This is a genomic window from Ruegeria sp. CF8, from assembly GCF_056537285.1.
The window spans coordinates 60,617-84,029 of sequence record NZ_JBQFRG010000013.1 but is presented as its reverse complement, the minus strand read 5'-3'; the positions used below and the strand labels follow the sequence as shown (position 1 = coordinate 84,029).

General features: G+C 60.0%; 21 protein-coding genes. 3 read left to right on the top strand and 18 right to left on the bottom strand.

Features of this window, described 5'->3' with window-relative positions; translation table 11 throughout:
- Positions 1-158 precede the first annotated feature (158 nt).
- Both ACR0EV_RS22290 and ACR0EV_RS22285 read left to right on the top strand, forming a co-directional pair.
- Positions 159-632, top strand: a complete 474-nt coding sequence (locus ACR0EV_RS22290) for a rhodanese-like domain-containing protein (RefSeq protein WP_480802098.1) — start codon at positions 159-161, stop codon at positions 630-632.
- Positions 629-1,453, top strand: a complete 825-nt coding sequence (locus tag ACR0EV_RS22285; RefSeq protein WP_480802097.1) for a CE1 family esterase — start codon at positions 629-631, stop codon at positions 1,451-1,453. Before ACR0EV_RS22290 ends, ACR0EV_RS22285 begins: the two co-directional genes overlap by 4 nt.
- Here the strand turns inward: ACR0EV_RS22285 and mdoH are convergent, their stop codons facing one another.
- The 13 genes from mdoH to cbiE form a co-directional block, all read right to left on the bottom strand.
- Positions 1,454-3,325: a glucans biosynthesis glucosyltransferase MdoH gene (gene mdoH / locus ACR0EV_RS22280; protein WP_480802096.1), complete on the bottom strand. Its 1,872-nt coding sequence runs from the start codon at positions 3,323-3,325 to the stop codon at positions 1,454-1,456. It abuts the gene before it with no gap.
- Positions 3,322-4,821 carry an OpgD/OpgG family glucan biosynthesis protein gene (locus ACR0EV_RS22275; protein ID WP_480802095.1) on the bottom strand — a complete coding sequence of 500 codons (1,500 nt, stop codon included), beginning with the start codon at positions 4,819-4,821 and terminating at the stop codon, positions 3,322-3,324. Before ACR0EV_RS22275 ends, mdoH begins: the two co-directional genes overlap by 4 nt.
- On the bottom strand, positions 4,818-6,035 hold the full coding sequence (locus ACR0EV_RS22270) for an OpgC family protein (protein ID WP_480802094.1): 1,218 nt from the start codon (positions 6,033-6,035) through the stop codon (positions 4,818-4,820). Before ACR0EV_RS22270 ends, ACR0EV_RS22275 begins: the two co-directional genes overlap by 4 nt.
- A gap of 28 nt (positions 6,036-6,063) precedes the next feature.
- Positions 6,064-7,434: a tetratricopeptide repeat protein gene (locus ACR0EV_RS22265; RefSeq protein WP_480802093.1), complete on the bottom strand. Its 1,371-nt coding sequence runs from the start codon at positions 7,432-7,434 to the stop codon at positions 6,064-6,066.
- Positions 7,435-7,613: 179 nt separating this feature from the next.
- The gene (locus tag ACR0EV_RS22260) at positions 7,614-8,798 is read right to left on the bottom strand and encodes a CaiB/BaiF CoA transferase family protein (protein ID WP_480802092.1); all 1,185 of its coding nucleotides are present in this window, start codon (positions 8,796-8,798) and stop codon (positions 7,614-7,616) included.
- Positions 8,785-10,404, bottom strand: a complete 1,620-nt coding sequence (locus tag ACR0EV_RS22255) for a thiamine pyrophosphate-binding protein (RefSeq protein WP_480802091.1) — start codon at positions 10,402-10,404, stop codon at positions 8,785-8,787. Before ACR0EV_RS22255 ends, ACR0EV_RS22260 begins: the two co-directional genes overlap by 14 nt.
- Positions 10,405-10,483: 79 nt before the next feature.
- The gene (locus tag ACR0EV_RS22250; protein WP_480802090.1) at positions 10,484-10,942 is read right to left on the bottom strand and encodes a DUF302 domain-containing protein; all 459 of its coding nucleotides are present in this window, start codon (positions 10,940-10,942) and stop codon (positions 10,484-10,486) included.
- Between the two features lie 91 nt (positions 10,943-11,033).
- A complete protein-coding gene (gene cobF / locus ACR0EV_RS22245) occupies positions 11,034-11,771 on the bottom strand; it encodes a precorrin-6A synthase (deacetylating) (RefSeq protein ID WP_480802089.1) in 738 nt (245 codons plus the stop codon).
- Positions 11,764-12,492 carry a uroporphyrinogen-III C-methyltransferase gene (cobA, locus tag ACR0EV_RS22240; RefSeq protein WP_480802088.1) on the bottom strand — a complete coding sequence of 243 codons (729 nt, stop codon included), beginning with the start codon at positions 12,490-12,492 and terminating at the stop codon, positions 11,764-11,766. The genes cobF and cobA overlap by 8 nt, the downstream gene beginning before the upstream one ends.
- Positions 12,489-13,805, bottom strand: a complete 1,317-nt coding sequence (locus ACR0EV_RS22235) for a cobyrinic acid a,c-diamide synthase CobB (RefSeq protein ID WP_480802087.1) — start codon at positions 13,803-13,805, stop codon at positions 12,489-12,491. The genes cobA and ACR0EV_RS22235 overlap by 4 nt, the downstream gene beginning before the upstream one ends.
- Entirely contained in the window at positions 13,798-14,592 is a 795-nt protein-coding gene (cobM, locus tag ACR0EV_RS22230; protein WP_480802086.1) for a precorrin-4 C(11)-methyltransferase, read from the bottom strand. The genes ACR0EV_RS22235 and cobM overlap by 8 nt, the downstream gene beginning before the upstream one ends.
- Positions 14,589-14,969 carry a cobalamin biosynthesis protein gene (locus ACR0EV_RS22225; RefSeq protein WP_480802085.1) on the bottom strand — a complete coding sequence of 127 codons (381 nt, stop codon included), beginning with the start codon at positions 14,967-14,969 and terminating at the stop codon, positions 14,589-14,591. The genes cobM and ACR0EV_RS22225 overlap by 4 nt, the downstream gene beginning before the upstream one ends.
- Positions 14,966-16,165: a precorrin-6y C5,15-methyltransferase (decarboxylating) subunit CbiE gene (gene cbiE, locus ACR0EV_RS22220; RefSeq protein ID WP_480802084.1), complete on the bottom strand. Its 1,200-nt coding sequence runs from the start codon at positions 16,163-16,165 to the stop codon at positions 14,966-14,968. The genes ACR0EV_RS22225 and cbiE overlap by 4 nt, the downstream gene beginning before the upstream one ends.
- Between cbiE and ACR0EV_RS22215 the strand changes: the two genes are divergently transcribed.
- Positions 16,164-16,895: a cobalt-precorrin-6A reductase gene (locus tag ACR0EV_RS22215; protein ID WP_480802083.1), complete on the top strand. Its 732-nt coding sequence runs from the start codon at positions 16,164-16,166 to the stop codon at positions 16,893-16,895. The genes cbiE and ACR0EV_RS22215 overlap by 2 nt on opposite strands.
- Here the strand turns inward: ACR0EV_RS22215 and cobJ are convergent.
- Genes cobJ through cobN form a run of 5 tightly spaced genes read right to left on the bottom strand, consistent with a single transcriptional unit; the run spans position 16,886 to position 23,412 of the window.
- Complete coding sequence (gene cobJ, locus ACR0EV_RS22210) at positions 16,886-17,650, bottom strand: precorrin-3B C(17)-methyltransferase (RefSeq protein ID WP_480802082.1); 765 nt, start codon at positions 17,648-17,650, stop codon at positions 16,886-16,888. The two genes, ACR0EV_RS22215 and cobJ, sit on opposite strands and share 10 nt — an antisense overlap.
- Positions 17,647-18,375, bottom strand: a complete 729-nt coding sequence (locus tag ACR0EV_RS22205; RefSeq protein ID WP_171091007.1) for a precorrin-2 C(20)-methyltransferase — start codon at positions 18,373-18,375, stop codon at positions 17,647-17,649. Before ACR0EV_RS22205 ends, cobJ begins: the two co-directional genes overlap by 4 nt.
- Positions 18,372-19,001, bottom strand: a complete 630-nt coding sequence (locus tag ACR0EV_RS22200; RefSeq protein WP_171091005.1) for a precorrin-8X methylmutase — start codon at positions 18,999-19,001, stop codon at positions 18,372-18,374. Before ACR0EV_RS22200 ends, ACR0EV_RS22205 begins: the two co-directional genes overlap by 4 nt.
- Positions 19,001-20,122, bottom strand: a complete 1,122-nt coding sequence (locus ACR0EV_RS22195; RefSeq protein ID WP_480802081.1) for a cobalamin biosynthesis protein CobG — start codon at positions 20,120-20,122, stop codon at positions 19,001-19,003. The genes ACR0EV_RS22200 and ACR0EV_RS22195 overlap by 1 nt, the downstream gene beginning before the upstream one ends.
- Positions 20,119-23,412 carry a cobaltochelatase subunit CobN gene (gene cobN, locus ACR0EV_RS22190; RefSeq protein WP_480802080.1) on the bottom strand — a complete coding sequence of 1,098 codons (3,294 nt, stop codon included), beginning with the start codon at positions 23,410-23,412 and terminating at the stop codon, positions 20,119-20,121. Before cobN ends, ACR0EV_RS22195 begins: the two co-directional genes overlap by 4 nt.
- Position 23,413: the final 1 nt, after the last annotated feature.

Here is a 23,413-nt window from a genome sequence, read left to right as displayed (position 1 = left end):
CCAGATATTGTAACTTCTTCACAAAATTCTACTGAAACACTCAACTATTCGACAGCCCTGCGAAAAAATGACGCGATCTTGATCCTGTTCAGGGGTTTAAAGGCATCCGTTTTCATCCATCTGTGCTAGATCAACGGGTATCGAACAGGAGGCATCCCTTGGCCGAACAAGTGAACCGAACCCGCAGGTGGGTGCTGATCGGCGGTGGTGCCGCAGTCGCTGCCGGATTTGCGATCCGGGAATATCGCTTGATCCCCGACGATCATAGCGGAGGCCGGATAAGTGTAGCCGCGGCTCATGAACAAGCCCGCGAAGGGCGCATCCTGCTTGTCGATATTCGGACACCGCGTGAATGGAGCGCTTCGGGTATTGGTGAGGGTGCTACTCCGCTTGATATGCGACGTAAAGATTTCATCGAAGCGCTGTCGCAACTGACTGACGGTAACAAATCGGCGCCTGTCGCGCTGATTTGTGCACGTGGCGTACGCTCGGCACGACTGAGCAACCAACTCATCGCGGCCGGGTTCACCCAAATCATTGACGTGCCCGAGGGTATGCTGGGCTCGGCGGCTGGACCGGGTTGGGTTCGGGCCGGACTGCCGGTTCGTAGATATAATGAGGATGCAGGATGATCCGAACACTCTGTCTAACGGCATTTGTTGCCGCAGCCGGGCAGGCCGCTTGGGCCGGGTGCGCCGGTCAGGACGCGGTTTGCGAAACGCCCACGGGCACCTATCACCTCGAATTGCCTGATGCGGATAATCCTCCGATGGTCCTATTCCTGCACGGCTATGGCGGCAGCGGATCGGGCACGATGCGCAATCGTGCAATGGTCGAGCCTTTGCTGGAGCGTGGCTATGCGGTTATGGCACCCGAGGGTTTGGAACGACCTGATCGGGGCGGCACCAAAAGCTGGAACTTTTATCCCGGCTTTGGCGAACGGGATGAAACCGCCTTTCTGACCGAGGTTGTGCAAGATGCCGCCAACCGGTTCGGCGTCGATCCCGACCGCGTCCTTCTGGGCGGATTTTCGGCAGGGGGCTTCATGGTAAATTATCTGGCCTGTGAGGCTCCTGATACGTTTTCTGCCTACGTTCCCGTCTCGGGCGGGTTCTGGCGTCCGCATCCCGAGGCTTGCGAGGGCCCGATCCGCATGTTCCACACCCATGGCTGGACGGATAATGTGGTGCCGTTAGAAGGTCGTTTGCTGGGTGGCGGGCGTTTCCAGCAGGGGGACATTTTTGCCGGGCTTGAAATCTGGCGTGAAGCCAATGGTTGCGCCGATCACAAACCAAGCAGTTTCACTGTGATGGATGACTTTATGCGCCGTCGCTGGACCGGTTGCGCAGAAGGCAGCGCGTTGGAGTTTGCTCTGTTCCCCGGCGGACACAACGTACCTACCGGTTGGGCAGACATGATCGTCGATTGGTACGAGGGGTTACCCGGCAGTTGATCATTCCGCCGGGGTCATGCTGCCTTTACCTTCGACCAGCCGCTTGAGCTCATCGCGATAACGGCGGGCCGAGCGCGTGATAGCAGGCTCGCTGAAATCCTCACGCATCCCGACCATCCTGCGTGCAGTGCCCGCTGACACACCGCTGAGGGCCGACAACGGGATTGCCAGTGCTAGGCTGATGGCAATCGGGGCCAGCCAGATCGAAACCAGACCGGACAGAATACCCACGCTCAGCGCGATGCCACTGATCGTTTCCAGCGCATGGCACAAAACAAGAGTGCCCAACCCATAGCTGCCGCCATCACGGGCTTGCGGAGACCAGCCGCGTTGGATGCCAAAGGCGGTGCGGAAGACTGCGATCATCTGTTGCACCATCAGAATAGGCGCGTACAGAATAGACAGCAGAACCTCGGCCAGGAACGACGTCAGAAACTTGCGCGCTCCGCCAAAGTCGGAATAGCGCACACCGCTCAGCGGCAGGGCCAGAACACCAAGCACCTTGGGGGCCAGCAACATGGCATACATGACAAGAATGATCAGCACATGCCGGGTCTCCGACATTTCGGGCCATTGCGGAAACAGCGGATTGTCGGGACTGAAGTAATGCAGGACAGATGCGTCCTGACCCTGACCAATCAGCGCCCACATCAACAGCAGTGCGAACCATAGCGGAGACATCAGGTATCCAACCGCACCGTGGAACATGTGAAAACGCGACACGGCACGGAACCCGGTTGAGCCCAACAGTTTCAGGTGTTGCAGGTTGCCCTGACACCAGCGGCGGTCCCGCATGGCATGATCGATGAGGGTGGGTGGTGTTTCTTCGTATGATCCGCGAATGCGTGGCAGGAAACGCACAGCCCAACCTGCGCGGCGCAGCAATCCGGCCTCAACAAAATCGTGGCTCATGATCAGCTTGTCCTGACCGCTGAAGGATCGCAGCTTTGGCAGGCCAGCGCTGGTGGCAAAAGCCTTGGTGCGGATGATGGCGTTGTGGCCCCAATAATTGCCTTCTTGCCCGCACCAACGCGCCAGACCTTCAGCAAAGGCGATGCCATAGACGCCGTTTGCGAATTGCTGCATCCGGGCAAAGACAGACTGTGCGCCTATGAGTTGCGGATAGCTTTGGATCAGACCCGCGCTGGGATCACGCGCGAGCGCATCGGTCAGTCGATAGATCGCGCGCCCAGTCATCAAACTGTCGGCATCCAGCACCAACATCGCATCCCAATCCGCGCCCCAGCGGCTGACCCAGTCGGCGATATTTCCCACCTTGCGATCGGTGTTTTGATCGCGGCGGCGATAATACAACTCCAACCCGGGCGCCAACGTGGTGCGGAGAGCCTCGACGCTGGCCTGTTCCTGCGCTGCTATTTCGGGGTCTCGTGTATCGGAAAGGATGAACATGGCATAATGGTGCTGTCCGCCACGGGTCTGCAAATCTTCCAGCATGGTGCGGGCATTGCCCAGCACGTTCCACGGCACTTCGTTGTAAACCGGGGTCAGCAACGCGACGCGCAGCGGCTGCGCGCTGTGGCTTTTCTGTGGGCGATCCTGCCGAGACAGGGACACCATACCCAAAAGAACCGTGCAAACTGTAAACGAGATCCAGAAGAAATTGAACGAGATCAGCGCCAGTAGGATGGCTTCGATCAGATTGATCCCTTCAGCGCTGAACCAATCGCTCATCACCCAGAGCAGGCCCAGCGTTGCCGCCATTGCCGGGGAAAACGCTAACGCGCGCCAGAACCCGGCCGATGAGCCTTGCTTGCCAGACGGCGCATCCGAATCCCGGAACCGCGCGCTGAAGTTCTGCGCGGGCATCGCCAGCGGGGCTTCTGGCGGCATGATATGCAGATCGCGGCTCATGTGGTCCAACGGTAAAGCCAGACCTCAGAGGCGGGCTGTTTGTCTTTCAAAAGCTGCGCGCGCAGCTCGACATGATTGCGGTCTCCGGGCTGGAACGAAAAGGCCAGACGCAGGCCACCGGTATCGGGATTGCGTTGCAGAACACCTTCAGAAGTTTCGGCATGGGGCGAGTCAACAAAGATCGAGATCGCGTCGATGTCCTCGAACAGTTCACTGTCTTCAAAGTCAATGACAGCCAGACGACCCTCGCCGAACGTGTTGTCCCCCATCGCGGTGTTGATGACCCGCGGCATAGGCGTGCGCTGAGGTTCTTCACCCCAGATCAGACGATAGGACATATCGACCTGACTGCCCGCCGCATAAGGCTCAGCCGGGCGCCAATAGGCGACGATATTGTCATAGATTTCCTGATCAGCGGGGATTTCCACCAGCGTCACAGTGCCCTTGCCCCAATCCTGATTGGGTTCGACCCATAAACCGGGGCGCTTGTGATAATTCGCTTCCAGATCGGCATAGTCCGAAAACTCGCGCTTGCGCTGCATCAGGCCAAAACCGCGCGGGTTCGTATCAACAAAAGACGAGATCTGCAGGCGGGTCGGGTTGGCCAGCGGCCGCCACAAAACCTCACCCGCGCCATTGCGGATCAACAATCCGTCACTGTCATGCACAGCGGGGCGGAAATCATCGAACCGGCTGTGGTTGGTTTGGTCGAACAGGAACATCGACGTGCCCGGCGCAATTCCGACGTGGGGCAGCTCTTCGCGTGGGAACAGCGTTGCCTCAACTTCCATGATGCAGTCTGCGCCTGCTGTCACATTGAACCGATAGGCCCCGGTCACGCTGGGGCTGTCCATCAAGGCATGCACAACCATATTGCGCTGGCCGGGTTCAGGGCGCTCCAGCCAAAAGCGGATAAACTCGGGAAATTCCTCGCCATCGGGATCGCCGGTCTTCAAGGCCAGACCTCGGGCGGACAGGCCGTATACCTCGTGCAAGCCAATGGCGCGGAAATAGCTTGCCCCTTGCCAGACGCAGAATTCATCCGTCTTGCCGGGGCGGTGCATTTCGGTCCGAAGGCGCAGTCCAGAAAAACCCAGCGTATCGTCGATGGGCAATTGCGGGACATCTTCGGACTTGTCGAACATCGCAAGGTCGAAAGCGACTGGCGTGGTCATGCCGTTTTCAACCGTTTCGACCTTTACGGTACGGGGGAAGTACAAGCCAGGAGTGAAGAAATCCACGTTGAACGGGGTCTCGGTCTCGTACCAAAGCGCGCGGTCCAGCCGGAACCGGATCGAGCGGTATTGCTGATAGGTCAGATCCTGCCATTCCTGGGGAACCATATCGCGTTCCGCGTAGGGACGGCTGGCCAGATCACGCGCCATCTCGATCACATAGTTACGATCAAAAGGTACTTCGCCGCCCGTCGCATAGGCGGACGGGGCAAAAGCCAAAGCGGTCGTCGAAACGAGGAATGCGCGACGGGTAAAGTTCATTTCTTGGTCTTCCAGGGTTGTGACTTGAACCAAGCTGCCAAATAGGCAACGCCGATGATCATCGCAAAGCCAATCATGTTGGCGACAAAGACACTGGCAACATCTCGCCCAGATTGGTCCAGCGCAACGCCGATCAGGCGGGCTGCGGCCATGGAAAACACAAAGACCGCAAGGGATTGCTGGCCAACCTTCGTGATGACCGCCAGCAGGAATTGCCAGACCCGCGCGCCCACACTGTGCCCTGTTGCGATCAGGCGGTGGCCATGCTCGCCCGCCGCGACCCAACCCAGATAAGCCAGCGACAGGAAGTGGACGTAACGCAGCAGGCCAAATTCGGTTTTTCCACGCAGGTCTTCAGTCAGAGGCCAGCCCTTGCGGATTACTGCGCCAAGATCGGGCGCGGCGGTGTTGATCCAGGTGAAGACCTTCCACGACCCGAACGGAGCCGATAGGACGACGAAGGCAATTGCCACCCAGATCAGGGTTTTCGAAACGGGTGGAGCGGGAATCCAGCCGCGCATGAAGGCGAACCCTGTGAAGAACAGCAATTGCCAGCCGAACGGGTTGAAGAACCACTGGCGGTCCGACCATGGCTCGGCCGGCAATGCCAATGCGCCGGTCTGAGCAATAAACCAGATGCTGACCGATACTGCTGCCATCAGCCAGAAGCTGACCCGATACAGCGCCATGTAAAGCGGCATCAACGCCAGAACCACAAGATACATTGGCAGGATGTCAAAGTAGTTCGGCACGTAGGTCAGTGTGAAAATCCCAACCATCTGCGAGGCCGGATCGTTGAAAAAATGCTGCAGGTTCAGGGACGAAATATAGGTTTTCTCGAACGCACCGGTCTGGTCCAGCGCAGCCATGGTCATGGCCACGAAGAAAAACAGACAGATATGTGCCCAGTAAACCTGCCAGATGCGGAACGCCACACGCGCTGTCCCCATCCACCAGCCCTTGCGCAAGAATGCACCGCCAAAGGCAATGGCCGAGGCCATGCCTGAACAGAACACAAAAATTTCTGTCGCGTCGGAATAGCCGAACCGCGCTGGAATCCACCTGGCCCAGGGATCGTTGGGAATATGGGCAATGAGGATGATGAACATCGCGATACCGCGGTAGAAGTCCAACCGTGGATCGCGCGTGCGTGCAGGGGCTGCGGCTGGGGTCGCAGCTGGTGCAAAATCAGAAGCGGGCGATATGGTCGCCATACGTTTTCTGTCCTTCTAGATCGTCTTGTTATTCGGCGGGGACGCTTTGCACGTCGCCGCTGTCGCGGGCCGCATCGATCAGGGCGCGGCGTGCGATGGCAAAATTGTCTTCGCCTCCGGCTCGCTTTGCACGACGGTCGTCCAGAATACGCTCGACCGCGTCCAGACGTCCGGCGCGCAGACCGGAATCGATGGTAATGCGTTCAAATACATCACGTTGCGCGTGGCTGCCACCGGCCAATTGCATCGATCCACGCGCCGCCAGCAGGTGATCGAAGGCGGTGCCATAATGGCCGTCTCCGAAGGCTTCCAACCCCATGGCAGCTGCAACACCGGGATCAGCCATACGGCGGGTGGTGTCGTCTTTGGCGTGGGCTGCGTCACGGTTCATGCGGCTCAGCATTTTGGAAGTTGCATCGGCGCGGTTATCGCCCGTCAGAGCAAGCAGGTAATGCAGGTCCGCGAAGATCAGGCAGCCATCTTCGGTGCGTGCAGCACTCAGATCGGCCAGTTCTTCCCAGCGGTTGCCAACATTCACGCCCTCAAGCTCGAGCCGTGACAGAAGCGAGGTTGCGTTCGAAATGTCGCGGTAATCGTCGGTCTTGTCCTTGCGGATATGGGCGTCATACAGCGCCATCACCTGATCAACCTGACCCAGATCCAGATGCATCAGGGCTTTGTGCCACCAGACGTGATAGCGGAAATTGTTGCAGTGCGCCCAGGCATCTTCGCGCCCCGCCAGCCAATCCAAACCCAGCTGCGCGTTGCCGGTCATCTCATGCACATGAGCCACCGCGTGCAGGCCCCAGGCGTCGTCCGACACCATCCACAGCGCCTGACGGCCTGCGATTTCGGCTTTCTCATAGGCGCCGGTTTCCTCCAGCGCGAAAGAGTGACAGCCCAGCAGATAGCCACGGCCCGGATGGTCGGGTTCATAGGCTGGCATCACACGTTCGATCGACCGGCGCATTCCTTCGGCATCACCCAGCACGAATCGGGTTGCGTGGCTCAGCTTCATCGCCAGTGTGTCCTGCGGGTGATCACGCAGGATCGCCTCGAATTTCTGTACTGCCCGCGTTTGTTGTCCCGCCAAAAACAGCGCCAAAGCGTCTACATACAAGCGCTCGCGGGCCGAGATCGGCTGACGCTCTATCGCTGCATTTGCCGCGGCCAGCGCTTCAACCGCGACAGCCATCATCTCACGTCGGCCCAGCAGCGCCATGAACAGACCCTTGACCGCGTGACCCAGCGCAAAATCAGGTTCAAGCTCAAGCACTTTGCCCAGATGTTGGGGCGTGACGGCAGCATGCGCCATGAACCCAAGCAGAACACCATTCCAGGCATCGACCGCAGCCGGCTGGGTCAGGGTGTTCATCTGTCCAAAAACATCTTGTTTCATACTTGGGTCCAATCTGATTGCGGTATTTCACACTGTTCGATGTAACAGAGTGTGAGAGAGGGACGTAACAGTATCGACCCTGCTCTCGAATTGGTGAAATGCCGTGTGCGAAAAAGATGAAAAAAACCGCCGATTCAAGGGCATGTTTCAGCGAGTTGCCGCCTAAATGTGCAAGTATTTCAATCCTCGAACGGGTTTTCGGCGTTCAGAACGGCCTCGGTGTCCGCTCCGCAAACCGGGGGCGCACTGCGATATGTTACAGGCGTGCGAGATAGATTGAGCGGATTCCCGATCAGACTGACAGGGCCTGGCTGGGCTTGCATGTCGATCTGCATGTGCCGTGCGGCGACTTGTTCGGTGTTGAAAACCTGATCCAGTGTTTGCACCGGGCCAACCGGCACTTTCAAAGCTTCAAGACCCGAAATGACCTCTTGTGTGTCCAAGGTCTGCATCGCCGGCCGCAGGATCGCGTTCAGCGCGTCCCTATGTTCAAGGCGCGATGGGTTGGTCGCAAAGCGGGGATCTTCGGCCAGTTCGGTTCTTCCCAAAAAGCTGCAGAACTTTTTGAATTGCCCGTCGTTTCCAACGGCCAGAATCACATGCCCGTCAGCTGTTTCATAAACCTCATAGGGCACGATATTTGGATGTCCGTTGCCGCGCCGCTGGGGGACATTGCCCGAGGTCAGGTAGTTTACGCCTTCGTTGATCAGCCACGCAATTTGGGCGTCGACCAGCGCCAGATCGATCTGCTGACCTTCGCCGGTCAGGTCTCGGTGGCGCAACGCGGCCAGAATCCCGACACTCGCATACATGCCACACATCACATCTGCGATGCCAACGCCCACCTTCATCGGTGCGCCCTCTGGATCGCCTGTCAGCGACATGATCCCGCCATAGCCCTGTGCCATCAGGTCATAACCCGGCTTGCTGGCGTTCGGTCCGGTTTGTCCATAGCCCGAGATCGAGCAGTAGACCAATCCGGGAAACTCTTTCGACAATGTGGCGTAGTCCAGCCCGTATTTGGCCAGCCCGCCGGGCTTGAAGTTTTCGATCAGGATATCCGCGTGTGATGCCAGGCGACGGATTTCGGCCTGACCATCGGCCGTCGCTATATCCAGCGCGACGGATTTCTTGTTGCGGTTGGCGGACATGAAATAGGCACTCAGGTCCGAGCGGTTACCCTCGGCATCTGTCACATAGGGCGGGCCCCATTGCCTTGTGTCGTCGCCGCCAGTGGCAGGGTTTTCGATCTTGATGACGCTTGCACCCAGATCGCCAAGCAATTGCGTGCATGTGGGCCCTGCCAAAATGCGGCTAAGATCCAAAACCTTGACGCCCTTCAAGGGGCCTTCAGATGCGGCCATCATAGCCTCCGCGCTCAATTTCAGCAGCAATGACTGTAAATGTCTCGGCCTTTACAGCAGCTTCCAATGCTGCGCGCAACTCTGTTCGGTTGCGAACAGTGTGCCCGGTGCCGCCAAAGGCCTGACCCATAGCAGCGTAGTCGTGGTGGCCAAAGTCGACACCCTTGTTTCCCATTTGTCTTTGACGCTGTTTCAGTTCGATCAGCGCAAGACTTGCGTCCACAAAGACCAAAAAAATCGGATTGGCGCCCATTTCGGCTGCGGTCGATAATTCACCGGCCACCATCAAAAAACCGGCATCGCCTGAAAAGCTGATGACCGGGCGCTGGGGTTCTGCCAGTTTCAGGCCAATTGCCATTGGAACCGCACATCCCATGGTGCACAGTGCCGAAGACTGAATCAGTCCCCACTCTTCGCTGCAATTCCACATCTGACTCAGCAAAATACGATGGGCGCCGCTATCCGCAGTTGCCAGAGTTTCAGGGGGCAATACTGCCCGCGTTTCAGCAATAACCGCCGCCGGTCCCCAATCTTCGTCATTGGGAAAGGTCTTTGCCAAAGCAGCTTTGACCTGCAAGGGCTCACCTGCCGGCCACGTTGCACGCGCCGGATTACCTTTGGCGATGGCTTCTAATGTCTCGCCTGTGTCGGCCACTAGATTCAGCCCTGCCTGATGCATGTAGTGATCATTGACCACAGCAGAGATGTCGATAACGCGTTTGTCTGCGGGATCCCAAATCTCGCGCCAGCCGGGGCGCATTTCGATTGGGTCGTAGCCTAGGCACAGCACCAAGTCGGACTGTTCGACTAGAGGCACCAGATGTTTGTCCGCCAGCGGCGACAGACCGGCACCGCCCAGACACAAGGGGTGATCTTCGGGGACGACGCCCTTAGCTTTGTAGGTGGTTACAAATGGAATGCCGAAATGTTCCAAAAACGCCCGCACTACGCTGCGCGAGTCGTCGTACAGAACATCCAGACCGACAATCGCAATGGGACGTTCGGCCTCCGCTACCCAGCGGCGGGCCTTTTCCAAACACTCTCCCCCGGGGCTGACCGGCGCGACCTTGGCCAAGCGGCGGCGTTTCACACCGGTCACTGGCGTGTCGGCGACTGAGATCGGAACATCGATATGCACCGGGCCGGGGCGCGGTTGATTGGCCAGCGACACTGCCTTGTCGGCGATGACATCAGCGCCTTTGGCCGTCAGCGTGAAGGTGCCCTTGGTGATCGAGCGATAGACCTGCGCGTGGTCCATGACCTGATGTGTGTAGGTCAACGCTTCGTCCGCATCGACACACCCTGTCAGTACGATCATCGGCACACGGTCCTGCAATGCGTTGGCCACCACGTTGATGCCATTCATCGCGCCGGGGCCAAGCGTGGCCACCAGAATCGCAGGCGCGCCATCGCGGTGATGCACCGCCTCGGCCATGAAACCGGCAGAGTTTTCGTGTTTGGTCAGATGAAAGGTGATGCCTGCCTTTTCCAGCGCATCGACCAGTGTCAGAACCTCGCCCCCCGGCATCCCAAAGGCGTGGCGGCACCCTGCTTCGTACAGGCGTTGGGCCAGAAGATCCGCGGCGCGGGGCGAGGGGTCCTGCATATGTCATGCTCCGAAAAAACAGTTTCAAAGCAGATTGCGGAGGACGCCCCCGGACGCAAGGCGGTTCACGCCAGTGTGACTATTTGACTGCGTCTTGGGCGACAGATTGAAACTTTGTGTCAAGTTCTAAGGCGATGTCCGCCAATGCTTGCCCGCCTTCCGGTGCGTAAGGGGCAAAGACAAAGCTGGGGGTTTTGTACGACAGAGTGGCAGAGCCGTCCTCGTTTTCCGTCACATAAAAGCGGATGGGGGCTTCGATCATCGCGTGCGTTGATGTCTCAAGCACCCGCACGGCGTAGTCGTTGTTGAAAGCTCCTATCACTCGGTTGCCCGGAATGGTGATACCACGCGCGGCCGCTGCCTTGGTGGGGCCAGCCTGCGTCACGACGATCAACCCGTTTTCCTTGATGGCGGCTTTGGTGGCGTCAACCAACTCGGAATAGGGTTTGTCTGTCGGGTAGACGGCCCAGCCTTCCGGCGCGTCCTGCGACCAGACGGGCGAAGCGATCAGGCAGAGCAGGGGAATAAAGGCTTTCATGATCACGTCTCCGATAGAATGCTGAGACTTTTGTGCCAGACTTAGGCGCGCTGCGCGGTCACAAACGCGTGTTCATCGCGTGCAACAAACCTCAGCGCTTCTTCAGCACATAGATGTCCATGATCCAGCCATGATCTGCTCGTGCTTTGGCACGCGTATCCAGAATCTGTTGGGCGACCTGATCCAGCGGACCGCTGATCAGCAGCTCTTCTTTCATACCCACATACGCGCCCCACCAGATGTCGAATTCCGCCATCTCAAGGGATTGGAATGAGCATTCTCCATCTAACATAACCGCCACTTTTGAGCCGGTTGCGGGCCACCCTTCATCCCGAATGCGGCGCCCTGTTGTCACGACGTAAGGCGCGCCCAGATCGTTGATCGGGATCGCGTGGGCCGCCGTCAGCGCTTGCAAGGCGGTAATGCCGGGGATCACTTTCGTTTTGGGTTTGGGGTCCAGCCGGGCAGCGATGCGCAGCGAGCTGTCATAGAGCGACGGGTCCCCCCAAATCAGCAAGGCCACATGTTGTGCCGTTGGGTGGGCGTCCATAGCCTTTTGCCAGCGCAGGGCAATGGCATCGTGCCAATCGTCAACTCCGCGCAAATAGCCATCGTCAGCGCGGCGTTTGGGGATATCGAAGTAAGCGATCTGGGGCGCGGTATCTGTGACTTCGGCAATGATTTCCTCGCGCAGCCCGGCCAGATCGGCTTTGTTATCCCCTTTTTTCGGAATCAGAATCAGATCCGCCGCCCGGATGGCCTGCGCGCCCTGAAGGGTCACGTGATCCGGGTTGCCGGTGCCAATGCCGATCAGGCTCAGGTCAATCATCTTCGAACTCCGCCAGCGGGCCATACAGGATCAACGCCGGAGCTTTGCCAATCTCGGATTTCAACTGATCCGCCAACGCGCCGATGGTAGCGCGCTGCAGCTTTTGATCCGGGGTCGACACGGATTCAGCCATCAACGCCGGAGTGTCCAGTGGCAGGCCATGGGCGTTCAACGCTTCAACCAGCAGCGGGAAGGTGCGCTTGCCCATGAACACAACGGTGGTCGCTTGAGAATCCGCCAAAGCAGTCAGGTTCAGATCGTCCGGCAGTTCACCGCTGACGTCGTGACCGGTGACAAATTGCACCCGCCGCGCGGTCAACCGGCGCGTCAGTGGAATGCCTGCCGCCGCTGCTGCTGCGATGGCAGAGGGGATGCCGGGAATGATTTCATAAGCGATTCCAGCTTCACGCAGGGCCACAAGCTCTTCTTCCAGACGTCCGAACATGCCGCCATCGCCAGACTTCAGCCGCACAACGTGCTGGCCGGTCTGGGCGTAATCTACCAACAACCGGCTGACATGGTCCTGTTTGGGCGAGGGGCGACCAGCCCGTTTGCCGACCCCTACAAGATCCGCATCCTCGCGCGCGTGGCCCAGGATTGGCCCGCTGCTCAGGTCATCAAACAGAATGGCATCGGCCTTTTGCATCCGGTCCACGGCCTTCAGCGTCAGTAGTTCCGGATCACCGGGCCCCGATCCGATGAAAGAGACAAAGCCGCTCATGCCGAGGCCTCTGCGATCAGGTGAAAGAAAGTGCCGGTGACATTGCCGCGCACCGAGCCCGTCTGCGGGCCTTCTGCGCCTTCGGCATCAAACACACGCGCAAGGGGGGCATCAGGTTGGTCCACAATCGAAGAATAGTGGAATTCGTGCCCGCGCAGTGCTGTGCCTTCAGCAAAACCAGGCATGGGCGCAAGAAGCTCAGCCTTGCGATAACCAAGGTTGAACTTACGCTTTTGATACGACGTCACCAGTCCCAGCAAACCCGCCATTTCATGCTGCACGCCATCCTTGTCAATCAGCGCTGTTCCAAGCGCCATATACCCCCCGCATTCCCCATGAACGGGCTTGGTCTCTGCATGCTTGCGCAGACCCGTCAGGAACGTGTTCGCTGCGGCCAGGGTTCCGGCGTGCAACTCAGGGTAACCACCAGGCAGCCAGACCAGATCGGCGTCTGTCGCAGGCGCTTCATCGGCCAGTGGCGAGAAAGGCAGGATTTCGGCCCCGGCTGCACGCCAGCCTTCCAAGAGGTGCGGATAGGTGAACGAAAAGGCTGCATCCCGGGCAAGTGCAATCCGCTGAGCAGGGGCGCGCGGCAGCGCGGCTGACGATTGCCCGCTGGGGCCTGAGGAAGCCGCCCGCTTGATCGCCTCAAGATCAACATGTTCGCGCAGAAACGCAGCATAGCCGACGATTGCGCTTTCCAGATCCGGATGCTCAACCGCCTGGATCAGACCCAGATGCCGTTCCGGCAATGTCAGATCTCCGCGACGGGGCAGCACGCCCAGCACCGGTAATCCAGCGCGCTCCATCCCCAGCCGGGTCAAACGCTCGTGCCGGGGGCTGGCGCAGCGGTTCAGGATCACTCCGGCAAAGGGCAGATCGGGGTTGTACATCTTGAACCCCAACGCCGTGGCTGCCGCCGATTGCGCTTGACCGCCGACGTCCAGAACCAGAACCACAGGCCACCCCATGCGCGCAGCGGTTTCAGCACTTGACCCGTGGCCCAGCTCTCCGGGTTTGGCAACACCGTCGAACAGCCCCATCGAACCTTCGGCCACAACGATATCCGCACCTTCGGCCTGTGTTGAAATCGCGTTCAGCAAAGGATCACCCATTGCCCAGCTATCCAGGTTGAACGAAGCCCGCCCTGCGGCCGCCCGGTGAAAGGCTGGGTCGATGTAATCGGGGCCGCTCTTGAACGGCTGCACGGTCAGCCCGTCTTCGGCGAGCGCCCGCAACAGACCCAGCATCACCGTTGTCTTGCCGGTGCCCGAAGACGGGGCCGAGATCAAAATGCCGGGGGGATTAGTCATCACCGTGGCTCCAGCTGGACCACGGGCTGTCCGCGCTTTGCGGGCGATAGCGTCGGTCGTAGGTCTTGGAATAGAGGCAACTTTCGTCGAAACCTTCGCCCGCCAGCGCCGGACCAACCATAATCAATGCAGTGCGCGAGATTTTCTCGTCCAGCACGTCTTTGAGTGTTTCCAACGTGGCCCGAATGATCTGCTCGTCCGGCCAGCTGGCGCGATAGACTACGGCCACGGGGCAATCTGCACCATAGGCTGGTGTCAGATCGGCGATGACCTTGTCCAGATTGCCGATCGACAGGTGAATAGCCAGCGTCGCCCCTGTGCGCGCAAAGTTCTCCAGCGTTTCGCCCTCGGGCATCGAAGACGCACGCCCCGGTGTCCGGGTCAGTACCACGGATTGTGCCAGACCCGGCAACGTCAGTTCCGTACCCAGCGCGGCGGCGGCGGCGGCAAAGGAAGGCACGCCCGGTGTGACGCTGACGGGGATACCCATCTCTTTCAGGCGGCGGATTTGTTCGCCCATCGCCGACCAGACCGACAGGTCGCCAGAATGCAGGCGCGCCACGTCCTGACCCGCTTTATGTGCCGCGTCGATCTCGGCCATGATCTGATCCAGATCCATGGGCGCGGTGTTGATGATCTTTGCGCCCTCGGGGCAGTGGCTCAGGATCTCTTCGGGCACCAGTGACCCAGCATAAAGGCACACGGGGCAGGATGCGATGATGTCGCGCCCGCGCAGCGTCAGCAGGTCGGCAGCGCCCGGTCCGGCGCCGATGAAATGAACGGTCATGTTTGTCCTCCGATGGCTATGGCGCAGGTCGCCAGCCGGTCGTCTGAAATCTGTCTGGGTGAGAGCAGCCGCGCGCCCGAGCCAAATAGCTTTCCGGCGGCAGCCAATGCGGATGCTTCGGCCACGCTTCCGGTGCCATAGGTGGCACGGCTGCGGGTCGAGCAGGTGAGTGTGCGTTGCCCGGCCAAATCGGCTGCGGCAATGAAATGCACGGGCAGCGACACCTCTTCTGCAAAAGATGTCAGTGCTGAATGGCCTTCCTTGTCGGCAACAGTCGCCAAGGCTGCCACATCATGGTTCGCAGTCGCCGCGTTAAATGCTTCACGCAAACTGTCGGCTGTCGCAGCAGAGGAGAAACCGAGGCCAGCAACGATCATAGCGTTACGCTCCACTGCACCACCGGATAGGCAGACTTCCAGCCGCGCCTCGGTCCCAGCGGGGCGGAATGTGCCAGTTCAATGCGCAACAGATCGCCACCCAGGTCTGTGTGCCATTGTGCGAGTAGGGCTTCGCTTTCCAACGTGACCGCATTGGCGACAAGGCGTGTGCCTTTGGGAAGCGCACCACGCAGCCACGTCAGCAGGCTGGTACTTAACCCTCCGCCGATGAAAACGACATCTGGCAGGCTGACGCCAGACAGCGCTTCTGGTGCGGTTCCGTGAATGACGCTCAGGCGATCCTGGCCCAATGCATCGGCATTGCGGCGGATGCGCTCAGCCCGATCGGCGCGAGGCTCGATGCTGGTCGCGGTCAAGGTTGGATCACACATCAACCATTCGATGCTGATTGAACCTGTTCCGCCGCCGATATCCCACAGATGCTCGCCTCGTTGCGGGGCTAAAGCCGAAAGGGTCAGTGCACGGATGGGGCGTTTGGTGATCTGCCCGTCAGTCTCAAAAATCTCGTCGGGTTTGCCTGATGCTTTGGACAGGGCAGGACCTATACCGGTAACCTCCAGTCCAACGCAGACGGGATGATCGAACGTGCGCAATAAAGCTTCGGTCAGCGAAACGGACTGAGTATTTTCGCGCGGCCCACCCAAGGCTTGCATAACGTGCAGGGAAGAATCCGCAAAACCGGTCTCGGTCAGATATTTCGCCAGTTCCGCAACAGCCTTTCCGTCACGCAGCAACAGAATCGCGCGCAAGCCCGGTGCCAGATGAGGCCGAAGCCGGGTGAGGGGTGCGGCGTGCAGGCCAAAGGTCAAAGTGCTTTCCAACGGCCAGCCCAGCCGGGCGGCAGCCAGCGAAAAGGTGGATTGGCCGGGCAGGGCGACCCATTCAGCGGTATCGAAATTGCGCGCGATGACCGAGCCTGCACCAAACCAAAACGGATCGCCCGAGGCCAGAACGACAGTCTGTCTTCCACGCAAGCCTTGCAGGATTGGCAGTCCATCCGAGAACGGCACCGGCCATTCGATGCGTTCTGCCTTGGTTTCTGGCAGAAGCGAAAGGTGGCGCGTTGGCCCCATGATCACTTCGGCCCGGTCCAGCACTTGACGGCTTGTTGGCGACAGGCCATCAAGCCCATCTTCGCCTAATCCCAAAACGGTCAGCCACGGAGCTTTAGACATGACCAACCTCCTGATTCTTGGCGGCACAACCGAGGCCAACGCTTTGGCCAAAGTCGTTGCGGAACAAGGGATTGCGGCTGTCTATTCTTACGCAGGTCGGGTGGAAAACCCTCGTCCACAGCCTTTGACCGTGCGGGTTGGCGGCTTCGGCGGTCCTGACGGTCTGGCTGGCTACATCCGAAAAAACGCGGTCACGCACGTTGTGGATGCGACCCATCCATTTGCGGCCCAGATGAGCCGGAATGCGATTGAGGCGTGTCGCGCAACGCAGACGCCCTTGGCCGCGCTGACACGCGCGGCTTGGACGCGGCAGCCCGGCGACAACTGGCATCATGTCCCTGACATTGCAGCAGCCGTCGACAGGTTGTCCGGCGACGCGCGGCGCGTGTTCCTTGCCGTTGGCCGTATGCATCTTGGTGATTTTGCTGCTCGGCCCCAGCATCACTACTTGCTGCGTCTCGTGGATGAACCTGACAGCTTGCCCCTGCCGAACGCGGAAGTTGTCATAGCCAGAGGGCCTTTTACCGAAACCGAGGATCGTGCGTTGATGCAGCGCCACGGAACGCAACTGGTTGTGTCCAAGAACGCGGGAGGCACCGGCGCGCGGGCCAAGCTGGATGCAGCGTGTGCGCTGGGCGTGCCCGTGCTGATGATCGACCGCCCGGTTCTGCCAAAGCGGACCGAGCTTGCGACTGTTGCTCAGGTTCTGGACTGGCTGTCTCATCCCTGATCCTTATCAGGGGTGAAGCGTGGCGTGTAGACGATCGGTGCGCCGTTGCGTTCGATAATCCGAGTGCGGGATGACCCGACAATGACCACTGTCTGCATATCGGCCATCTCGGGCGTAGCTTCGGCAAGCGTCGAAATACGGATTGCCTCATCCGCTCGCGAAACCGCGCGAGCGAACATAATCAGGCGCTCGGGCTCACATTCGTTACGCAGGATTTCCAATGTCTTTACAAAGCCTTCCGGGCGAGACTTTGAGCGTGGATTGTAAAAGGCCATCGAAAAATCCGCCTGTGCCGCCAGACGCAGACGCTTTTCGATCAAAGACCATGGTTTCAGGTTGTCGCTGAGGTTGATGGCACAGAAATCATGCCCCATGGGCGCACCCGCCCGCGCAGATGCGGCCAGCATTGCAGTGATACCTGGCAATACATCGATCTGAAGATCGCGCCATTCTACCGGGCCGCTCTCCAGCGCCTCAAAGACGGCTGCGGCCATGGCAAACACGCCTGGGTCGCCCGAGGATACGACGACAACTTTCTTGCCCTCGGCTGCCATTTTCAAAGCATGTTGCGAGCGGTCGATTTCGACCCGGTTATCACTTTCGTGCAAGGTCAGGCCGGGGCGTTCGGCCACACGCGCCACATAAGGGATGTAACCTACCACATCGGTGGCCTCAGCCAGAGCTGCGGTGACTTCGGGTGTCACCAATGCCTCATCGCCCGGTCCCAACCCTGCAATCTTGACCCAACCGCTCATGGTCGCCGTCCCTGGCCATGCACCACGATGATCGAGAAATATGGGGTGATCTTTTCACAGGCCTCCGACAGTTTTGTCACTGTCTGGTTCGGCATCTGCGCGTATTCCACAATCCACGCCCGGTCATAGAGGCCTGAGGTCTTCAAAGCCCTCTTCACCTTGTCGATGTTCCGCCCGATTTTCATCACAACCAGCGCGTCGGTTTGCGCCATACGCTCGGCCAGAGTGTCTTCGGGCAGGGTGCCAACCAGCACGGTAAGCACGTCATCACCCCATGTGATCGGATCACCAGTTGCCGTCCACGCACCGGACATGCCGGTGATTGCGGGCACAACCTCAACCGGTGCTTCATTGCGCAACCGGTTGTAAAGATGCATGAACGAACCATAGAAGAACGGATCGCCCTCGCACAGAACCACAACGTCTTCGCCCTGTTCCGACAGTGTTTTCAGATGGGCAGTGCAATCCTCGTAGAACGCGGCCAGCAATTCGTTGTAACGTGGGTCCGTGACCGGGATTTCGGTGGTCACAGGGTATTCCATAGGGAACTCGACCGCGCCTTCAGGGATCATTCCGTTGACTATCTTGCGCGCCTGACCGCTGCGGCCCGGCTTGCGGAAAAAGGCCACATGCTTGGCGTTGCGTAACAGGCGATCCGCCCGGACGCTCATCAGATCCGGGTCACCGGGGCCTAGGCCCACACCGTATATGGTGCCCATGCTCATTCTGCCCGACTTGCGATGGCGTTGACGGCCGCCACGGTGATGGCACTGCCGCCCAGACGACCTTTGACAATGCAGGACGGCACCGGTTGTGCCTCCCACAGGGCATCCTTGGATTCTACCGCGCCAACAAAGCCCACGGGGCAGCCAATGATCGCGGCGGGGCGCGGGCAATCAGGGTCTTCCAGCATGTTCAGAAGGTGGAACAGGGCCGTCGGCGCGTTACCGATGGCGACCAATGCACCGTCCAGATGCGGCCGCCAAAGTTCTAACGCAGCAGCAGAGCGGGTGTTGCTCATCTCGGCCGCCAAAGGGCGCACGCGTTCGTCATGCAGGGTGCAGATCACTTCGTTGTCGGCGGGCAGGCGGAAACGGGTCACACCTTCGCTGACCATACGCGCATCACACAGGATCGGTGCGCCATTTTCCAACGCCGTACGGGCAGCCGTCACAAAACCAGGTGAGAAATGAACGAACTCTTCCAGCCCGACCATGCCAGCGGCGTGGATCATTCTGACAGCGACCTGTTCTTCATCCGCATCAAAACGGGCCAGATCAGCCTCGGACCGGATGGTGGCAAAGCTTTCCTTGTAGATCGCCGCGCCATCGGTTTCGTATGTGTAGGGCATCAGGTGAAGTCCATAGTCATGAGTGTTTCGGGGTCGAGCCCGCGCTGGCAGGGCTCATCCCCTGCGCGGCCCTGTTTTACAAGATCAAATCGTCCGCTTGCGCCCACCAAAGTGATGTCGGCAGAACCCATCCGGGCACAGCCCTTGGCGCAGCCCGAGACATGCAGGCGTCCAGGAACGCGCGCAGCCAGGGCGCGGGCGATGTCGCGGGTTTCCACTTGCGCTTGCGGGCAGAAAGGTGCGCCGGGGCAGGCGTCGGTGGTCATCAGCGGGTCAGAGGCGTCCGTGACAAACTCTGGCGCGGGTATCGCCGCCCCGCCTTCCAGCAGGATCAACCGCCACGGCGTGACGCGCAGGGCAGATGCGTCGCTGTCGTCAATCAGATCATAAAGCTTACGCGCGGGCAGCGATCCAAAAGCCGCGCCATACAGCGCGCCCAGATCACATGGGCCGGGTTGCAGATTTGCACCGACGGGGCCGGGCGCATGTCCTTGCCATTCCTGCGGCAACGCGTCGATGACCCGCGCCATGCGCCGGGCTTCGGACGTGTACGTCTTTGAAAACCACATGGCCAACGCGATCACATGGTCAACGGCGTTGTTCTCGGTCACAGGTCGCCCGGTTTCGCAGCCATCGGCGCGCAGGATCAGGCCATCAACGCCCGTTTCCAGACGAATATCCGCCGAATCCGAGTTCAACAACCGCGCGGGTCCAGTGTCGATGGCAAAGCCGAACTTGGCGGGTAGGGCAGGCAACTCTGCCAACCGGTCGATCAGTTCCTGAGTCAGCCGCGAAGTCAAATCACCGGCCTGATACAGCGGAGTAACCAGTATATTGCGTCGCACCTCGATGCCGGGTTCCGCATCCAGAAGGTTCAGCGCAGCAAGCTCCTTAAGCAGCGGCTGATGGTCATAGTCCGCCACGCCCCGCAATTGCAGATTGGCGCGGTTGGTCAGATCGATCGACCCGTTGCCAAACCGATCTGCAAGATCGCACAGACCCAGCGCCTGATCCGCTTTCAGACGCGCCAGCCGGGGCCTTACACGCACGACCAGCCCGTCGCCGGACATCATCGGACGGTGAGCACCGGGGCACCAACCCTGCACGACAGGAGCGCTCATGTCAGACCCTCCAAATCCGCCCGGATCGAGTTTCGACGGGTGTTCCAAAGCCCGGCCTCCAGCAGCGCGCGGAAACGGTCCTGCATTGCTTGATGGGCCAGGGGGTTGGCCTCTTGCAGGAAGGTGTCTACCTCTTCGTTGCCCAATGTGGCGTCATGGTAGAGGTCAAAAAGGTGCGGCGCGACTGTCCCGGACAGATGCGCGAAGGATGCCATGTGATCCAGCGTCGCCGCGATTTCAGCCGCGCCCCGGAAACCGTGCCGCTGCATCCCTGCGATCCAGCCGGGATTTGCGGCGCGAGCGTGAACGACGCGGCTGATCTCTTCCGGCAAGGTTCGGGCGCGGGGGTTTTCGGGGTTGGTGTTGTCCAGATGGTAAAGCTGTACGCTGCCGCCGGTGATTTTCTTGGCTGCCGCAAATCCGGCCTCATGCGTGGCATAATCATTGGCCAGCAGCAGATCGGTCTCGGTCAGATCCTGCAGGTGAACAAAGCTGTCAGCATTGGCCATGCGCTGGGTGATACCGTCTTTGTCCTGTGCGATGTGGTCGCCTTCCAGCGCGAAAGAACTGGCCTCCAGCCAAGCCTCACCCGCCTGAACGCGCGCCTCTTCCGTGTAGACTTCGGACAATTGGGTCATGTTGACGCCGTAGCTGCCGGGTGCCGGGCCGTAAACGCGGGCCGAGGGAGCCAGACCTGCATAGGGGTTCCAGTCCGGGGCTTCGTCACGCGTAGACAGCGCACGAACAGCCTGACCATAAAGCGCCGAAAGGGTCGGGAACACGTCCCGGAACAAGCCCGATACGCGCAGGGTTACGTCCAGACGCGGGCGGCTGAGATCGGTGATTGGCAGGACTTCGATGCCCGACACCCGTTCGGAACCCTTGTCCCAAACGGGTTTGACGCCCAGCAGATGCAGCGCCATGGCAAATTCTTCACCTGCCGTGCGCATGGTGGCCGAGCCCCACAGGTCAACGATCAGCCCTTTGGGAAAATCGCCTTCTTCTTGCAGATGACGGCGCACCAGTTCTTCGGCCAGTTTGACGCCCTGCGCATATGCTGCGCGAGTCGGGACCGAGCGTGGGTCGGTTGTATAAAGGTTCCGCCCGGTCGGCAGCACGTCCGACCGCCCGCGATAGGGAGAGCCGGATGGGCCAGCCTCGATCCGTTTGCCCGCGAGCGCGTCGATCAGAGCACTTCGTTCGGCATGGGCCGAAGCCGTTGGGTCGAAATTGCCCGCCACTTCTGGCACGCGGCCAAAGATATGTAGCCCGTCACCGAACTGACTTTCCTTGATGTCGCAGACAAAACGGTCGATCCGGGTGATCGCCTCGGCGGTGCAGGTGGCCTGATCCAATCCAAGATCGTTTTCAAGCCCGATGGCTTGTGCTTCATCCCGGATATCTTCTTGCAAACGGTCGCGGCGCTTGGGGTCTAATCCGTCTGCGTTCGAAAACTCATCCAGCAATGATTCCAGCCTCACCATCCGGTCAGGCGTACCGCTTTCCTTCATCGGTGGTGGGATATGGCCCAGCGTGACGGCCCCGACCCGACGCTTGGCCTGCGCGGCTTCGCCGGGGTCGTTGACGATAAAGGGGTAGATCACTGGCAGGTCGCGGATCAGCGCCTCGGGCCAGCAGTCGGCAGACAGGGCCACAGATTTACCCGGCAACCATTCCAGCGTGCCATGCGCGCCGATATGGATCAGCGCATCCGCACCCAGACCTTTGCGCAACCAAAGATAAAAGGCGACATAGCTGTGGCGCGGGGTGCGCGACAGGTCGTGATAATCGTCATCGCGCAGTTCGGGTGTGCCGCGTTCGGGCTGCAACGCGACCAGAGCTTTGCCCCGGCGCAGCGCTGTGAAGTGAAACGCGCCATCTGCACAGGCGGGATCATCTTCGCATTTGCCCCAAACCGTTTGAAGGTCGGTTCGCAACTGCTCTGGCAGATCGGTCAGCGCTTGCAAGTACTCTTCCAGCGGCCAGGAAATGCGGGCGTCCAGCAGTGTTTCAGCAATCGGTTCAGCTGGCGCGGTGTCATAACCTTCGTTCTGGAGATCGGACAGCATCGCCTCGGCGGATGCCAGCGCGTCCAGACCCACCGCATGGGCCATCTGCCAGTCTTTGCCGGGATAGGTCGACAGCACCAACGCGGGGGTCTGCTCGGCCTTCGGTTTGTGGTTCAAGCTCAGCCAGCCTGATACACGGTCGATGATTGCTTCGATCCGCTCCGCCTCGGCCCGGTGGGCGAAGCGGGAGTATTCCAGATGCGGATCGCGTTTGCCCGGCTCTTTGAACGAGGCGATGCCCGCTGAAATTCGTCCGTCTACCTCGGGCAGTACAACATGCATGGCCAGGTCGGCGGGCGAGAGACCGCGCTCCGCCTCGGCCCAGGCTTTGCGGCGCGAGGTGGCCAGAGCGACCTGAAACACCGGCACATTGGCGGCATCCAACGGAGACGTGCCGGACGCGCCTTTGCCGGAAAAGGATGTGGCGTTGATGATCGCAGCGGGGGCCAACGCCACAAGAGTTTCGCGCAACCAATCGGCAGCTGATGGCGCTTTGAGTGAAGGTGCGAACAGGCCCACTGCCGCAAATCCGCGCGCACGCAAACTGCGGATCAGAGCTGCGACTGGGGCGGTGTCGGCCGACGTCAGGTAGGCGCGATAAAACGTGACGACGATACGTTTCGCGTCGTCTTCGAACGCGGTATCCGCTGGGATTACACCACGATCCGGGCACCATGCCCCGCATTCAGGCAGAGTCTTTGCGCCCATCACCGGCCCGGCATACAGCCCGGCAGCCAAGGCCATCTGGGCCAATGCGGCTTGTGCTGCGACCTCGCCACCAGTGTCGCACAGATGGGCCAGACGGCGCAGCGTTGAAACGGGTAGGGTGGAGTAGTCATCCAGCCGCGTATCTTCGCGCCCATCCGCAGGCAGAACGGCAAGCGCGATCCCCTTGGACTGCGCCAGCGCCATAACCTGTTGCAAGCCGTAGGACCAGTATGGCACGCCGCCAATCAGGCGGATCAAAATGCCCTTGGCGCCGTCGAGCGTCTGTTCGACATAGGTGTCGACGGACAGAGGGTGTTTGAGCGCGGCCAAATTGGCCAATCGAAGCGTCGGCATACGACCCTCGGTTCCGCCGCCACGATGCCAACCCGCCGCGAAAGCGCCGAGGTCGCTGTCCGAGAAGGACAAAACAACCAGATCCGCCGGGCTTTGGCCCAGATCGGTTGGGGTCTCGGTTTCCTCGAGCCCGTGGCTTTCGCGGAAGACGACGTGCATG